A 15671-nucleotide genomic window follows, 5' to 3' on the forward strand; every position below is an offset into this window, starting at 1 on the left:
AATTTCTTGACGCAACTCTTGTGGGACTATCAGCTTGCAACGTACAGAGATAGTCTGGCTCATGGGCTTATTGTAGTTTATCCAGACTTTTGACCGGCAAACCTGTATAGAGGAGGGCTTTCCTCCCGACACCAAGCCTGCGGCTATGGTGCGGGCCTCCAGCCCGAAAATTTGGTGAATGCGCTGGGGATTTTCTGGCTGAGGGCATTTCCTTCAAAAGCAAGGGGGCGCAGCCCCTAGTGTTCCAAGTCGCAAAAAATAGATATCTACCACTGCTGGCAGTGGCAAAGGGGAGCGTTTAGGGTTTATCCTATTCGCAACATCTGCAAGAGGGCAGGCTGCCATGAAGGGATTTGCGCGCGTACTTGGGGCTTGGGGGATCCTCACCCTGATCGCCGGGATCTCGCCCGGCAGCGCTGTGGGCCAATCGGCCTTGCCTCCTGTGCCCATCATGCCCTCGGATCCCCAAGGTTCGTTTCCCGATCCAGGGATCCCGGCAGCCCCTTCGCCTCCCCGTGAGCCGGTCGGGCTGGATCTCCGCCATCTGGTGGGATTGTTCATCAACGAGTCCTTGGGTGCAGGCAACCAAGCTGCTGCGGTTAGTTACAACGACCTCTACACCCGCCTGTTGGCCCGAAGCTACGGGGATCCCCGCCCCCCCATTGAGGTGGAGTACGAGTTCATTCAAGAGATCCTGCGGGAGTATGGGGATCCCGCCGATCGCTTCTGGGATCCGCAAGCTTTCAAGGACTTGCTCAACCGTCCCCGTCCTCCCGTACAAGCCCGCGGGATCGGCCCGCGCCAGGTTTATTTGGCAGTGCCGGATCTCACCCCAGCCACGGCTCAGCAGATCCGCCAAACCCTCTACACCCAAGACTACAGCCAGGGCATTGTCCTCGACCTGCGCGGCTCGGTGGGCTACGACCCCCAAGTGGTAGCAGATGTGGCGCGCCTGTTTTTGCCCCGCTCCGTCCAGCCGCTGCTGATTACCGAAGACCGATTCGGGCAGCCCACCCTCTGGAACAGCGAAAATCTGCCCATTGCCGCCGGGATCCCGTTGGCCGTTCTGGTGGATGGCAACACCCGCCAGGGGGCCACCCTCCTGGCTGCCCAGTTGGGAGCCAGCGGTAGCACCCTTATCTTGGGACAGCCCACCCAAGGCAGCGAGCGACAAACCCGCTTCTTTGCTCTCCCCTCCGGCGCGGCGGTGGAACTGGCCGTGGCCACCTGGAAAACAGGGGATGGTCGCTCTTTGGAGCGAGGTTTAGTGCCTTTGCAGACCGTGGAAGGAGATGACAATGCTTGGCTGAATGCCGGCCTGCAAGCGCTGGCCTTGCCCCCCCGGCGACCTGCCCTGCCCCCACGGCCTACCGTGCTGGTGCAAGAGGGCCGAGTTGGCCGCTTTGAGCTGGGCATGGATACCCGCAACGTGGATACCCACCTGCTGGGCAATGTCGATCAGATCCCAGCGGCCTCTGGAGCCAATGTGTTTCAGCCCAACAGCGACCTGAAGATCTTTTACCTACAAGACTACATCCTCTTCACCTACCGTCATCCGGGCATTGTGGATAGCTTTTTCGCCAACCGCATCTACACCACCCACCCGGAAGCCATGACCGGCGAAGGGATCCGCATCGGCTCCACCTATTCGGAAGTGATCGCCGTTTACGGCGGGCCCGGCGAGAACGGCTACAACGAGGTGGTACCCTATCCCAAGGGAAGCCGAGAATATCTGCGCGACGACCGCTACTACGTCAACTACGATGCCCTGGGCCTGGCCTTTGCCTTTGAGGTGGGATCCAACCAGGTCACGGCCATTGGCCTGTTCAAGCCGGGGAGCTGAAGGCGAGGGCAACTGGGGAATCTCTGTTGGCTTGCCAGAGGGTTCGGGGATCCCGCCCATCTCCACGTTGTCCCCTGCCGGAGAAAAGTTAATCGATTGTTAATCTTTTTGTCCTGATCTCTCAACATCGCCCGGAGCGATGCGGTAGATTAGTGCAGCAACCCCCGCAAAGGGGATTTTTTGTGCCATCTACGGACTGTAGGAGAAGCTCTTGGCAAACGTCGTGGTTGTCGGTGCCCAGTGGGGCGATGAAGGAAAAGGGAAGATCACCGACCTCCTCAGTGAAAAGGCCCATGTGGTCGTCCGCTATCAAGGTGGGGTGAATGCAGGGCATACCCTGGTGGTGGGGGGCCAAACCTTCAAGCTACACTTGATCCCCTCTGGCATTCTCTACCCCGACAAACGCTGCATCATCGCCAGCGGCACGGTGATCGATCCCGAGGTTCTGCTGGCCGAGATCGACCGACTGCATCAATTGGGCATTTCCACCGACAACCTGTTCATTGCCGAAACGGCCCACGTCACCCTGCCCTACCACCGGGTTATTGACATCGCAGAAGAGGAGCGGCGTGGCATTTACCGGCTGGGCACCACCGGTCGGGGCATTGGCCCCACCTATGCCGACAAGGCCGAGCGCATGGGCATTCGCGTCGTGGACTTGATGTACCCTGACCAGCTGCGGGAGCGCCTCAGTTGGGCCATTCCCTACAAAAATGTCTTGCTGGAAAAGATCTATAACTTGCCGCCCTTGGATCCCGAGCCAATTATCGAGCAATACCTGGCCTATGCCGAGCGGCTGCGCCCCTATGTTACCGACGCTGCTCTGCTTCTCACCCAAGCCATCGAAGATCGGGAGAACATCCTGTTTGAAGGGGCTCAAGGCACCCTGTTGGATCTCGACTACGGCACCTACCCCTACGTCACCTCCTCCCATCCCATTGCCGGTGGCGCTTGTATTGGCGCTGGGATCGGCCCCACCAGCATTGACCGGGTGATCGGGGTGGCCAAAGCCTACACCACCCGCGTTGGCGAAGGCCCTTTCCCCACCGAGCTCAAAGATGAGATCGGGGCGTACCTGGGGGCAACCGGTGCTGAATTTGGCACCACCACAGGGCGACAACGGCGCTGCGGCTGGTTTGACGGGGTAATTGGGCGCTACGCGGTGCGAATCAATGGCCTAGACTGCCTGGCCATCACCAAACTGGATGTGCTGGATGGCTTGGATGAGATCAAGGTGTGCGTGGCCTACGAGTACCAGGGGCGGGAAATTCGTCACTTTCCCAGCGATGCCCGGGTTTTCGCCCAGTGCAAACCCATCTACGAAACCCTGCCGGGCTGGAAATGTTCCACCAAAGATTGCCGCTCCATCCAAGACTTGCCCCCCGAAGCCCATGATTACCTGAAGTTTTTGGCACAGTTGATGCAGGTGCCGATTGCCATTGTTTCTCTGGGGGCCAGCCGCGACCAGACGATTATCGTCGAGGATCCCATCCACGGCCCCAAGCGGGCCCTTCTCTACCCCAATGGTGGCAAGCGCGCCCACGCCCTCATGCCCGACTGAGTGGGCTCAAGAACAATTGGGAACAAGGGCAATCATAGGGCAATCATTAACAAACAATGTAGTGATCAAATGCTCAGTAATGATCAATGTGAGTTAAGTTATGGTCATTTCAGGTTAGGGTGAAACGCCTAAGCTACGGAGAAAAGCCTTCCGGCCCTGTGCGTTCAACGTCTTAGGTGTGGATGCAGTGTCCTAGTTTATAGTCATTTAAGAGGGAATAAAACTGTTCCGTTGTCTTGCTTCCCAGCTCCTCACTGCCGAGCGAATAGGAAGCGTCTTAATCTAACTTGAAATGACTCTAATGGTTTGAGAAAAACAATATTGCCGCAGTTGGGCCAGTTCTACCTCACTGAGATCTTGCCACTGGCCAGGAGCAAGCCCCGCCAGAGAGAGGGGCCCCAGTCCAACCCGAACCAACCGCAAAGTTGGGATCCCAACGGCGGCAGTCATGCGGCGCACCTGGCGATTGCGACCCTCCCGCAGCGTCAGTTCCAGCCAGGTGGTGGGGATGGAGCGGCGAAAGCGAATGGGGGGATCCCGTGGCGGCAGGGTGGGTTCCTCAGCCAAGACCTTAACCTGGGCCGGGCGCGTTTTTCGCCCTTGGATGATCAGCCCCTGTTGCAGCTGTTGCAGGGCTTGGGGGGTGGGGATCCCTTCCACCTGAACCCAGTAGATGCGCTCATGGCCGAACTTGGGATCGATCAAGCGGGCATTGAGGCGACCATCATCGGTCAGCAGGAGCAGCCCTTCGCTGTCGCGATCCAGTCGCCCCACCGGATAAACCCTGGGCACCGGAATAAAAGACTTGAGGGTGGGCCGTCCCTCTCGGTCGGTGAATTGGGTGAGCACGCCATAAGGCTTGTAGAACTTGAGATAGCGCATGACACACAAAACAACAAAACTGTGAACCCAACCTTTCCAATCTTTAAGATTTGGCAGAAAGATTTGGCAGAGCGGCTTCAACGGTAAGATCAAGCCTTAAGGAGCAATATCCCTCCATCGCCAGCAGCGTTTGACGGAGCTCAACCCATGACCATAGACAACAACTTACTCTGGGTTTTGGTTGGAACAGCAGGGCTCTCTCTCCTCAGCCTGGTGTACGTGCTGGTGGATGAGGGCAACAAACGTCGCCGCTACGAACAGCAAAAGGAAAAAGAAGCTGCTCAGCCACCTGCGGTTGTTCCTGCAGAAGAAGCCGGGATCCCAGCTGCACCTCCTCCTTCTGCTCCTGAACCTGTTGCTGCTCAGCCCGCTTCAGCGCCACACACTGCTGACGGGTTCCCAGAAGCGTCGCGTAGCGATGACGAGGAGCCAGAAACCTCCCCGGAAGCGGTTCGCGCCAGCAGGACAGAGTCCTTGCCCAGCCCTGAGGACTCTGCTCTCCCCAAGGAGCCGGATACAGGGCCTGACCCCGCAGAGGAAATGCCGAAAGATACCCCATAACAGTTTTTTTCGGTTCTGGGGAAGTTCTGGGGATAGATGGGATCCCCATCCCGCAAGAGGGGAGCTTCATGCCCTCATCAGGGTTTGCTCTCCGTAGCGCAGCATCATCTCCAAAGCCGCGAGACGGTTGCCCCAAACTTGAACTCGATAGGGGTTGCGCAGAGATTCCAGCCGCATCCAAGTGGCAAGATTGGTTTTCAAGTTGCCCAGTTGCTGACGGGCTTGTTCCAGGGCTTCCGGGGTGGGATCCGCTGCCAAGGCCGCCAGGGATCCCTGCACCCGCTCTATTTGCTCCATCCATTGGCTGTGCTCCCACAACCCCAACCGTTTCTGCTCGAGCAAAAACATCCACTCCTGCCGCAGCGCCTGGAAGCGATCCCGAACAGCCCCAAAGGGATCCCGATAGGGAATGCGAGTCGAGGCAATGGCGGAGGACCTGAGGATGGCTTCCAGCTCTGGGGTAAGCTGCCGCACCGAGAATAAAGCAAACCCCCCGGTGGGCAAATCCCGCACCACCTGCAGTTGATCCAAGAACTCGACGGGCGGCAAGTTCAACAAATTAAGGCTGGGGACGAAGAGGGTGGAGAAGCGGCTGACAATTTCCAAATTGGGCTGCACCAGTTGCGCCAAACGCCGTGTATTGCCCGCATAGGTGAGGGGGATCAACAGATCCAGCTCCCCTGCCTGGATCCACTCTTCCCAGTTCTGCTGCAGCCTTTGCAGGCGCTCCTGCTTGGGCAGAGCATAGACAGCTGCCGAGAGGATCACGCGCGGGTTGAGGGAGCGGGCGGTGCGGGCAATGGCCTCCACCACCTCGTTCACCTGCTGGGTGCGGTAGCGGGTCCACAACTGCCAGAGGGAGCGATCCCTCAAGGGATCCAACTCCAGCGGATCGACGCCGGACAACTGCTGAAACCCCTGACGAGCGGCCCGACCGAAGCCAAACACCTGGCGGCTGGCAGCGTTTTGGAAGGGATAGCGGATGTAGTCCAGGTGGATTCCGTCTACCTGGTAGTCTTGCACTAGCTCGCGGGTAAGAGCCAGGAGATAGCTGCGCACCTGCGGATTGGCTGGGTCTAGCCAGGTTTCCGGCTGCCCGCGCGGGAACAGACGGCCACGATTGTCCAGATTGGCCCAATCGGGGTGAGCCGTCAGCACCGGGCCGATGTAGTCTTGGGGCAAGTTGATCTCCGGCAGCAGATTGTGGCGGGTGTTGCCCACCGCAAGAGTCCAAATCCAAGCGTGCAATTCGAGGCCCCGCTCATGAGCCAAGCGCACCGCCGCCCGCAAGGGATCCCAGCCACGGGTGAGGGGGTTCTGTTGGGGGGCGACGCGGCTGGGATGAATGGCAAAGCCAGCATTCATCGTCTCGAAAAAGACGGTGTTGAGGCCAGCCTGAGCCAGGCGATCGAAAATCTGAGCCAGCCCTGCCTCAGAGCCTGCCTCGACAATGGTGCTCCGATCCAGCCAAATGGCCCGTACCTCAGACAAAGCCGTCAACCGATCCACCGGGTAGTGGGCCCACAGATCCGCCCGTGCCTGTTCAAAAGCCTGCCGCGCCTGCTCGTATTGCCCTGCCTCCACCCAGGCCGGTAGCTGTTGCAACACGCTGCGGGCTTGCTCCAAAATGGGCTTGTACTCGGCTGCTTCTACCCCCCCTTGAGTGGCCCGAGCCAGCAACAGGGATCCCTCTACCCGACCCAGCAAGCTCCCCAGCTCTTGGCGCATGGCCAGCAACTCCAGGGTGTTGATGGTGCTCCGCACCGCTGGCAAAGGGGATGGGGTGGCAGCAGCCTGTCTGAGGGCAGCGAAACGGCCTTGGGCCCGGCGCAGAGCCGCTTGCAACCACTCCCGATCCAACTGCGCCGTCTCCTCGGGAAACTCCCCCCAACGCCAACCCAGGTACACACTCTGGCGGCTGGCAATCACCGCATAGGCATTGTCCCCCATGTCCACCTCTTCCCAGACGGCCACCAGACGACTTTCCGGGCCGGTGGGCAAGAGGGCTCCCCCGGCAACCACAAAGTGCTCCGCACCGCTGGCGCGATCGGCCGCCTGAACGCTGCGGGCCCATGCTTCAGCAAACTCTGTCAGGCGCACCGTACTGGCCAGAGGAATATCTCCGCTCCAGTAGGCGCCAATCAGGCTGCGTAAGGGATCCCGTGCCTCAGCAGGGATTTCCAGCGGGCCGCTGACGATCAACTGACCCCCTTCCTGTTGCATCCATTCGGCGAGAGCATGGGCTTGAGCAACGGTTAGGCGATTCACGTTTGGCAAAAAGACTGTGCTGCGCCCCCGCAAACCTGCTGGCTCGATCCCGTCGATCACCTGGTAGCTGAGGCCGCTCTGCTGCAGTTGCCGCTCGATATTGGCCCAGTTCTGCCCTGGCAAGCGTACCACCGTCAGAAGGTGCTCCGCACCGTGGACAGCGCTTTGGCCGTGGGCAACCGGGGATCCCGTCCAAACCAGCAGACCCACCCAGAGGAAACCCAGACAAACTGCCAGGGGCTTGAAGAATCTTAAGATGAAGCCCCAGAAACGATCCCTCACCATCCCAGACCAGCCTGCTTGAGGACTCCGTCCCGCCAAAGGACTGGGGAACCGAACCGCCAACAGCATTGGATCTCCTTTCTTTGAAGACCATCCGTCAGGAGCGCGGATATGAACCTGCACCTGCCCAGACCATTCAACATTATTCAATTCAACAATGATGTTGGTGAGGATCCCTGCCAGTGGAAGGGGGAAATCCCCAGGCGGCGCTAGGGCAGGCGAGGGATCCCGTTGCTTGTCCAGGTTGAGAAATAGGGCTTATTTTGGAGTGTGACATACTCCCGCACTCATGCTGACGCAAAGCGCTCCGCGCCGCTGGCGCGAAAAGGACATTTCCTGCGCTTGAGGACTCCGTCCCGCTGACGCGAAAAGAACGGGATGCCCCACCGCCCTGTGCTTGATGTTGATGGCCGCATGGTGGTCGCGCTCTAGTTCTAGCCCACAATGGGAACAAGAATGCCACCTGTCTTGAATCGCTTTCGGTACTCTTTGACCACACCGAGAGCAGTTTTGACTGCTGCCGTTGGGATTCACTGCAATCGCCCTCAGCCCAGCTCTTTCAGCCTTGACTGCCAGAATTCGCAGAAATTGTCCCCAACCAGCATCATAGGTGGATTTTGCTAGCTTCGTCCTCGCAATACCTTTGATATTCAGGGCTTCGTACCCAATATGCTTGCCCTTGCTTACCAGCCAGTTCGCTGTTTTGTCATGAAAATCTTTGCGCTGAGATAGTGGTTAGTGGATAGTGGTTAGTGGATAGTCACTATTCACTATCTACTGGTCACTATCCACTAGTCACTAGCCATAGGCGGTTTGACCCCTTCTTCTCGCGAGACAAGGCTCGCTGCAACCTCTTGAGCCTGAGCTCTGCCTTGCGATAGTACTGGGGAACTGGAACAGACTCCCCCGCATCGGTCACCAAAAAGGAGTCCAGTCCCACGTCGATCCCTGTAGTGTTTTCCAGCGTTGCAGACTCAGGAGTAAACTCAGGGACGGACGAATCTTGCAGGCTCAAGGTCACATACCACCCGTCTGCCCTGCGGCTGATGGTAGCCGCCTTAATCACAAAGCCCTCAGGCAAAGGACGGTGCTGAATTATGCGAACAGCACCGATTTTGGGCAGATGGATAAACTGCCCGCAAATGCAGTCCTGTTGCATCGGGGGGAAACTGAAGGAGCGATACCGCCCAGCTCCCTTAAATCTGGGTTTCCCTGCCCGCTTGCCGTTACCGTCCCCCTTCAGCCACCGGTCGAATGCTTTGTGCACTCGCTCTATGCAGTTCTGGAGGACTTGCGAATGGACTGCTCTGTACTCCGGAAACAGGGCTTTCATCTTCACCAAATCCCGTTTCTGGGAGTAGAAATCGGGATTGTCTTTTAACTCAGGCAAGTGACAGATTAAGGGACAAGCATTGATGTCACAGCGATTGTGTTCCCACCACGCAAAGCGCTCTGCCAAGCGATAGTTATAGTGCTTCCGCAACAACTCTAGCTATTGCTCCATTAGAGCAACTTGGCTAGAGGTAGGGCGTAAGCGATATTGATAGGCAGTTCTCATGATGAGTTTATAAAAGTTCTCATGATGAGCGTATAAAATCCTGCTACGCCGGTCATAGCACCAGTAAGGACAAAGCATCGTGTCCTTGCCTCTCATCCCGACCCTCACCCTGGATAGTGGTGAGTGGATAGTGACTAGCCACTAGTCACTAACAGAGGGTGGGGCTTCCCGGCGGTCTAGCTAACTGCGACCAGGGCTTGATTAGCGCTCCTCCGCCAACCGCACCTGTACCGACTGGCCGTGGGCGGGCAACCCTTCCGCTTGTGTGAGAGCCTGAATGGCGCTGGCCACCTCCCGCAAAGCCGCTGAGCTGTATTGAATCAGACTGGAATGCTTTAGGAAAGTTTCCACCCCCAAAGCCGAGGCATAGCGGGCCGCACCGGCGGTGGGCAAGGTATGGTTGGGGCCAGCCAGGTAATCTCCTACCGCCTCCGGAGTATGGTGGCCCAAGAAAATGGCCCCCGCATGGCGAATGGGATCCAGCAAAGCCCAGGGATCTGCCACCTGCAGTTCCAAATGCTCTGGCGCAAACAGGTTGGACAAAGCCACCGCCGTTGACAGATCCGGCACCACCGCAATCAGCCCGTAATTCACCACCGACTTTTCCACCATCAGACGGTTGGGATGGGCCTCCATCTGGGTGGCCACCGCCTGCTGCACCTGCTGGGCCAGCTGGAGATCGGTGGTCAGAAGGATGGCCGCCGCCAAGGGATCGTGCTCGGCTTGGGCCAGCAAATCGGCAGCCACATAAAGGGGGTTGGCGCTCTCGTCGGCGATGATCAACACCTCCGATGGCCCGGCCAGCGAGTCGATCCCCACCGTGCCGTACACCAGCTTTTTGGCCAAAGTTACGTAGATGTTGCCGGGGCCGGTGATCACGTCCACCTTGGGGATGGTCTCGGTGCCGTAGGCCAAAGCCCCTATTGCCTGAGCCCCTCCAACGCGATAGATGGTGTGGATGCCTACTTCTTGGGCGGCCACCAAAATGGCCGGGCTAATCCCCTTGCCCCCCGAGCCGTCGGATCCCGGTGGCGTCACCATCACAATCTCGGGCACCCCTGCCACCTGGGCCGGGATGGCGTTCATCAACACCGTGCTGGGATAGGCGGCTCGCCCTCCCGGAATGTAGAGGCCGGCGCGATCCACAGGGCGGTATTGCTTGCCCAAGACGATCTCAGGGCCGGGAAAGCTTACCCAACTGCTGGGCACCCGCTGCCGGTGAAAAGCTTCAATGCGCTGCTTGGCCAGCCGTAGGGCTGAAAGCAATTGCGGAGATACCGCCTGGTAAGCTGCCTCTAGCTCGGCCCCAGACACCTTCAGCTCGGCAACGCTCAGCTCCACCTGGTCAAACTCAGCCGTATAGGCCAGCAGGGCCCGATCCCCCTGACGGCGTACCGCTTGCAGGATCTCCCGCACAGTTGCTTCACGGTGCAGGTTCTGGTCAGCCTGAGTGCGCTCCGAGATCCGTCTAAGCTCGGCTTCAGCCTCGGCTAGCTGGGTGACGATTCTCAGCATGGCAACTCCTTCGCATAGCGCGCCGTAACCCCATACTAACGAGGGATCCGGCGGCATCGCGGTAGCAAATGCAGATCTTCGGCTGCACCGGTTTCGGCGACAAGAGGAAACATCTCCAAGCAGGGATTCCGTCTGCACCTGGCGTGATCCGGGTTGAGCATGGTCATAGCTTAGCCTGGATTGTCCTCGGCCAAGCGCCGATAGCCCTACTCAGGAAAAAGACTGGCCCCTTTTCATAGGCGCAGTTCTGACGATTTGATCAAGTTGCGAAAATCGTGGATTACCTCTTCACAGCGACGGAAAAAAGCCAGCACCCAATCCCGTAGCACCCTTTGCTGAGATTCGTCCAGTTCCTTGAGGGATCCCCGGTAGTGGATCTGGCCGCTGCGCTCGATCTCGAACTGGTTCAGCCATTCTGCTTTGGATCCCTGGCGTTCCACCACTTCCTGCCGTGCTGCCTTCCAATAGTTGACGATCACCGCCTTGCCCAAATAGCCGGTTGTAATCTGGCAGAGACGGTTCAGAGATTGCACGAAGACATCCATCTCCATGCGCGGGCCCGCCACAGGAGCGGAACTGGGCTGGGTAGCGTTCCGGCCTGCCTCTGCCTGGCTGGTAAATAGACGAAAGGTGGCCAAGCCCTTTGGCGTATCCTGCTGCAGCTCGGCTCGCAGGCGGTTCACGGCCAAGGTGTAAACCGGCATCACCAGCTCGTCATTCACCGCCACCAGCAGCGCCCATTCCGGCCCAAGGGGGTAAACGAAAACCCGCTGCTCGGCAAACTGAAAGTCAAAATAGTCAAGTCCTGGGGGCATGGTCTCCAAAACTTGAAACAGCCCTTCGGTAAGGGCTTGCTGCTGTCGGCTATCCAAATCCTGAAAAGAGCGGTAGAAGAAAGGGCGACCTGCCCGACTCAAGAGCGCCACCCCCATCACCCCGCGGATGGACAAAAAACTGTCGAGCGTTTCCTTCTCCATGCCCACTCAACTTGGGTAACACTCTTACTCTTATCCTGACTTAGATTGCCCGAGGGTGGGCGAGCACAACCAACCGAGAGCTGGATGCTCGATGTTTGGGATTGATGTTTGGGATTTAGGAAATGCACCGGGACAAAAACGCCTCGATCCGTCCCACCGCCTCCTCCAGACGGGATCCCTCGACCACCAAAGCAAAGCGGACATAGCCTTCCCCACTGGGGCCAAAGCCAGAACCGGGAGACAGGGCAACCCCTGTGGCTCTCACCAAGTCCAGACAAAACTGGGCAGAAGAGCCGCGATAAAACTCCGGCAGAGGCGCCCACAGATACATGGTGGCTTCTGGCAAGGGCACAGGCCAACCGATGCGGTGTAGAGCCGCCACAGCTATATCCCGTCGCTCGCGGTACACCTGCCGCCAGCGCTGCAAAAAGCTATCGGGAACTGTCAAAGCTGCTGCTGCCCCCCGCAGAATGCCCTGGTATTGGTGGAAGTCGATGGTGGATTTCACCCACCGCAGGGCTCGGATCAGCTCTCGGCTGCCAATGGCGTAGGCCACCCGGAACCCTCCCATGTGATAGGACTTGGAAAGAGAAAAAAACTCGATGGTGCGGGTTTTATCGGGATCCGCCTGCAGCGCAGAAGGGGCCACCTGGCCGTCGAAGCGCCAGTCCACATAGGGAAAATCGTGGGCCAGAACGATGTCGTACTGCTGACAAAACTGCAGGGTTTCTTGCCAAAACTCCGGGGTGACGGTGGCAGTGGTGGGGTTGTGGGGGTAGTTCAACACCAGCAGCCGCGCCTGCCGGCAGATCGCTGCCGGGATCCGATCCCAGCGGGGCAAGAAGCGGTTTTCCGCCCGCAGGGGCAGGTAGTAGGGGATCCCGCCCGCCAGATGGATCCCGCCCACGTGAGAGGGATAGGCCGGATCCGCAACCAAAGCAACATCGCCGGGGTTGAGCAGGGCCAGGGGCAAGAGGGCCGTTCCCTGCTGGGATCCGATCAACGGCAGCACCTCTGTTTCCGGATCGATCTCCAGGCCGAACTTCCCCATGTACCACTTGGCGCAGGCAGACCGAAAGTCCGCCGTGTCGTGAAACAGCGTGTAGCCATAGGTAGAGGGATCCGACAGAGCCGATTGGATGGCCGCCAAGGAGTCTGAAGGTGGGGGCAGATCGGAGGATCCCAGAGACAGATCGATCACATCCAGGCCAGAGCGACGAGCCTCTCGCTTGGCTCGATCCATTTGGTCAAACACATTGCCGCCGAGGGGCTGAAGTCGCTGGGCGAGGGGAATCGACATGCAACAACTCTTGCAAAGCAGGGGGGTCTATCCTAGCTTGAGGATCCCCTCAGGGATTGTCGCCAGAAGTGGGGGAAGAAGGTGAGGTTGGACGCGTGCTGGCCGCCGGCCCCCGGTCGAAAATCTCGATGTGCCACTGTCCTTGGCCGTTGCTCTCAAAAGCGATAAACCGGCCATCGCCGCTGATGGTGGGGTTGCGCACATCTCCTGGCACCCGGCTGCTGATGTTTTCTATCCTGCGAGTTTCCCGGTCGTAGAGGAAGATCTCAGACTTGCCCAGAGCATTGGAGACATAGACGATGTAGCGACCATCGGCGCTGATGTCGGGCGAGGTGGCCGCCACGTCGCTGGAGTTGAGGCCGGGCAGATCCACCAAGCGACGTTCCACCGTGTCGTAGAGAAAAATATCCTGGCTGCCGCTGCGGGCCGAGGAAAACACCAGGTAGCGGCCATCTCCGTTGAAAGCAGGCTCCCCATCGGGGAAGATGCTGTTGAGGCCACTGTTGGTCAGGCTGGGACGCGGGGTGCGAAAACCTGCGGGGCTGCAGCCCAACAGCACCAAGCTCAATCCGGCCAGGCCCAGCTTTCTCGCCCACCGGGCCGCGCCAAACAGGATCCGGCCATCGGTCAGCATGGCATCGCCTCTCCAACCCACTCTTCCCATCATACCCGGTTGACAAACTCGGCTCCGGCTAGGGCTCCACCTTGACACCCTTCCAGAAGGCCACATAGCCGCGGATGTTGGCGGCAGCGGGTTTGGGATCCGGGTAGTACCAGGCGGCATCTTTGTTCTCCTGGCCGTTGACCACGAGGGTGTAGTAGCTGGCCTCCCCCTTCCAGGGGCAGGTGGTGTGGGTAGAGCTGGGCTGGAAGTATTCCCGGCGCAGAGATTCCGGCGGAAAATAGATGTTGCCTTCTACGGTTTCGTAGCGGTCTGTCTCGGCCACCACTACCCCATTCCAGATAGCCCTGGGCATGGAAAACCTCCTCTTGCCAAGTTTCGGATATCGGATTTTTGAGTTGCGGATCCCTGCGGCTGAGGCCGCCTTGCTTTGAGCTTAACTCTTCCCTTCCTCTTATGATCGTCTTGTATTGTCCCTTGTATTGTCCGATGAGAAGCTCTCTGTCCGGTGGGGAAGCCTGCCGATCCCGAGAGCAAAGTGGAGCATGACTCTAGTCAATAATAAGCTCAACTATACTGAAAATAATGTATAATATGTTCAGTACGGATTACTACCAGTTGATCTTTCTGTTTACTTTCGAGTCTGCCAACATGGTAGCCAAAGCAAAGCAGAAAATTGGTAGTAAGACGACACGGAAACTGCGCTTTGGGTATTCTACTCAAAGCTTTGCGGGATACCGCCATTCTGTTTGGACTCCGTCCCGCTAACGCGAATGGAAACAAACAGAATGCTATCGCTGCATAGTTGAACAGTGATGTTCAGCAGTGTTCAGCGTAAATGTATCAGTCTTTTAAGGGCTGCTTCCTACCGCTATTGAGCGCTACGGCTATGGCTCGCCGCAACACCCTACAAGATGACCTCAACTACCAACAAGCCAAGCGCAGCCTGCGCCAGTGGGTGGCCCAACTGGATCTGCGCCCCCAAGAGGTCGCGGGCTTAGAAGGGGAGTTGGAGAGCTTGCAAGCGCTCTTGGACAAGCTGGAAACCGAGGTCATCCACATCGCCGCCTTTGGTCTGGTGGGGCGAGGCAAGTCTTCCCTGCTCAATGCCCTGCTGGGCGAGCCAGTCTTTGAGACGGGGCCCACCCATGGCATCACCCGTACCCAGCAAGCGGCAACTTGGAACATCAGCTGGGAAACCCGCCCCCAGTCCTCCTTCTCTGGCACATCCCTGCAGGGATCCCGCCTCCCCCCTTCCTCGGTGCAGTCGGTACAGGTCACCCATTGGCAGGGATCCCGTCTGGAGCTGATCGACACTCCCGGCCTCGATGAAGTAGACGGCGAAGAGCGGGCGCGGCTGGCCCGAGAAGTGGCGCAGCGGGCGGATTTGATCCTGTTTGTCGTCTGCGGGGATCTGACGCGGGTGGAGTTTGAGGCTCTGGCCACCCTGCGGGAGGCGGGCAAGCCTATGCTGCTGGTGTTCAACAAGATCGACCAGTACCCAGAGGCGGATCGCCAGGCCATCTACGACAAGATCCGCAACGAACGGGTGCGGCAGCTCCTTTCTCCCAACGAGATCGTCATGGTGGCGGCCTCCCCTCGCGTACCCCGCCTGGTGCAAAGGCCGGATGGGAGCTTTGCTGCCCAGATGGAAGTGGGATCCCCGCAGGTGGATGAGCTGCGCCTGAAAATCCTGGAAGTGCTGCATCGGGAGGGGCGTTCGCTGCTGGCCTTGAATGCCCTCCTGTTTGCCGATCGGGTTAACCAGCAGGTAATTGAGCGCAAGCTGCAAACCCGTGCCCAGCAAGCCCAAGACCTCATCGCCTCAGCCGCCCGCACCAAAGCGCTGGCGGTTGCCCTCAACCCCATCACCCTGCTCGATACCTTGGGAGGGCTGGCCATCGATGTCACCCTGATCCTGCGCCTGGCCCGCCTGTACGGCTGGCCCATGAGCACTGCAGGAGCCACACAACTGCTGCAGAAGATCATCCTCAGCATGCTCAGCCTGGGCGCCGGCGAGTGGGTGGCGCTGTTGGGCCTGGGATCCCTGAAAACCTTGCTGGGGGGATTCTCTCTGGGAGCCTACGGTTCCGTGGCCCTGACGCAGGCGGTGTTGGCCGGGTTTTCCTGCTATGCCATCGGCGAGTCCGCCCGCCGCTACCTGGCCCAGGGAGCCAGTTGGGGGCCAGAGGGCCCCAAAGCCGCCATAGCCCAGATTTTGGCCGATTTGGACGAAGCCTCGATCACCGCCCGCCTGCGGGAGGAAATCCGCCACAAAATCGGATTTGCTTTCCCCTGACCC

At 58.9% G+C, this 15671-nt stretch carries 11 protein-coding genes and 1 pseudogene; 4 read left to right on the forward strand and 8 right to left on the reverse strand.

The features are described from left to right. The first annotated feature begins 343 nt into the window (after nt 1-343). Both ACVWXE_RS08830 and ACVWXE_RS08835 read left to right on the forward strand, forming a co-directional pair. On the forward strand, nt 344-1843 hold the full coding sequence (locus ACVWXE_RS08830) for a S41 family peptidase (RefSeq protein WP_457490113.1): 1500 nt from the start codon (nt 344-346) through the stop codon (nt 1841-1843). Nucleotides 1844-2054: 211 nt separating this feature from the next. Next, on the forward strand, nt 2055-3404 hold the full coding sequence (locus ACVWXE_RS08835) for an adenylosuccinate synthase (protein ID WP_457490114.1): 1350 nt from the start codon (nt 2055-2057) through the stop codon (nt 3402-3404). A 282-nt stretch (nt 3405-3686) separates the two neighbouring features. Here ACVWXE_RS08835 and ACVWXE_RS08840 read toward each other — a convergent pair whose 3' ends face one another. Further along, the gene (locus tag ACVWXE_RS08840; RefSeq protein ID WP_457490115.1) at nt 3687-4286 is read right to left on the reverse strand and encodes a pseudouridine synthase; all 600 of its coding nucleotides are present in this window, start codon (nt 4284-4286) and stop codon (nt 3687-3689) included. Between the two features lie 147 nt (nt 4287-4433). Between ACVWXE_RS08840 and ACVWXE_RS08845 the strand changes: the two genes are divergently transcribed. After that, the gene (locus ACVWXE_RS08845; RefSeq protein ID WP_011431749.1) at nt 4434-4847 is read left to right on the forward strand and encodes a hypothetical protein; all 414 of its coding nucleotides are present in this window, start codon (nt 4434-4436) and stop codon (nt 4845-4847) included. Between the two features lie 66 nt (nt 4848-4913). Here the strand turns inward: ACVWXE_RS08845 and ACVWXE_RS08850 are convergent, their stop codons facing one another. The 7 genes and pseudogenes from ACVWXE_RS08850 to ACVWXE_RS08880 form a co-directional block, all read right to left on the reverse strand. After that, entirely contained in the window at nt 4914-7466 is a 2553-nt protein-coding gene (locus ACVWXE_RS08850) for a glycoside hydrolase family 10 protein (protein ID WP_457490116.1), read from the reverse strand. Nucleotides 7467-7655: 189 nt separating this feature from the next. After that, a pseudogene (locus ACVWXE_RS08855) lies at nt 7656-8955 on the reverse strand (RNA-guided endonuclease InsQ/TnpB family protein). A gap of 201 nt (nt 8956-9156) precedes the next feature. Beyond that, entirely contained in the window at nt 9157-10470 is a 1314-nt protein-coding gene (gene hisD, locus ACVWXE_RS08860) for a histidinol dehydrogenase (protein WP_414422451.1), read from the reverse strand. Between the two features lie 233 nt (nt 10471-10703). Further along, nucleotides 10704-11447, reverse strand: coding sequence for a hypothetical protein (locus tag ACVWXE_RS08865; protein ID WP_457490117.1), 744 nt, complete (start codon nt 11445-11447; stop codon nt 10704-10706). Nucleotides 11448-11562: 115 nt separating this feature from the next. Beyond that, a complete protein-coding gene (locus ACVWXE_RS08870) occupies nt 11563-12747 on the reverse strand; it encodes an LL-diaminopimelate aminotransferase (protein ID WP_457490118.1) in 1185 nt (394 codons plus the stop codon). Between the two features lie 49 nt (nt 12748-12796). Further along, nucleotides 12797-13381 carry a TolB family protein gene (locus ACVWXE_RS08875; protein ID WP_414407272.1) on the reverse strand — a complete coding sequence of 195 codons (585 nt, stop codon included), beginning with the start codon at nt 13379-13381 and terminating at the stop codon, nt 12797-12799. Nucleotides 13382-13439: 58 nt separating this feature from the next. Beyond that, nucleotides 13440-13724, reverse strand: coding sequence for a DUF427 domain-containing protein (locus ACVWXE_RS08880; protein ID WP_414328853.1), 285 nt, complete (start codon nt 13722-13724; stop codon nt 13440-13442). A 534-nt stretch (nt 13725-14258) separates the two neighbouring features. On the opposite strand from ACVWXE_RS08880, the gene ACVWXE_RS08885 reads away from it, so the two are divergent. Then, the gene (locus ACVWXE_RS08885; RefSeq protein WP_457490126.1) at nt 14259-15668 is read left to right on the forward strand and encodes a DUF697 domain-containing protein; all 1410 of its coding nucleotides are present in this window, start codon (nt 14259-14261) and stop codon (nt 15666-15668) included. Nucleotides 15669-15671 lie beyond the last annotated feature (3 nt).

It is taken from the genome of Thermostichus sp. MS-CIW-41, from assembly GCF_054058915.1.

Excerpts from the sequence above, each read along its gene's own strand:
- ACVWXE_RS08865 (WP_457490117.1), bottom strand. The coding sequence starts at position 11,447 with ATGGAGAAGGAAACGCTCGACAGTTTTTTGTCCATCCGCGGGGTGATG.
- ACVWXE_RS08885 (WP_457490126.1), top strand. The coding sequence starts at position 14,259 with ATGGCTCGCCGCAACACCCTACAAGATGACCTCAACTACCAACAAGCC.
- ACVWXE_RS08845 (WP_011431749.1), top strand. The coding sequence starts at position 4,434 with ATGACCATAGACAACAACTTACTCTGGGTTTTGGTTGGAACAGCAGGG.
- ACVWXE_RS08880 (WP_414328853.1), bottom strand. The coding sequence starts at position 13,724 with ATGCCCAGGGCTATCTGGAATGGGGTAGTGGTGGCCGAGACAGACCGC.
- hisD (WP_414422451.1), bottom strand. The coding sequence starts at position 10,470 with ATGCTGAGAATCGTCACCCAGCTAGCCGAGGCTGAAGCCGAGCTTAGA.
- ACVWXE_RS08870 (WP_457490118.1), bottom strand. The coding sequence starts at position 12,747 with ATGTCGATTCCCCTCGCCCAGCGACTTCAGCCCCTCGGCGGCAATGTG.
- ACVWXE_RS08830 (WP_457490113.1), top strand. The coding sequence starts at position 344 with ATGAAGGGATTTGCGCGCGTACTTGGGGCTTGGGGGATCCTCACCCTG.
- ACVWXE_RS08850 (WP_457490116.1), bottom strand. The coding sequence starts at position 7,466 with ATGCTGTTGGCGGTTCGGTTCCCCAGTCCTTTGGCGGGACGGAGTCCT.
- ACVWXE_RS08840 (WP_457490115.1), bottom strand. The coding sequence starts at position 4,286 with ATGCGCTATCTCAAGTTCTACAAGCCTTATGGCGTGCTCACCCAATTC.
- ACVWXE_RS08875 (WP_414407272.1), bottom strand. The coding sequence starts at position 13,381 with ATGCTGACCGATGGCCGGATCCTGTTTGGCGCGGCCCGGTGGGCGAGA.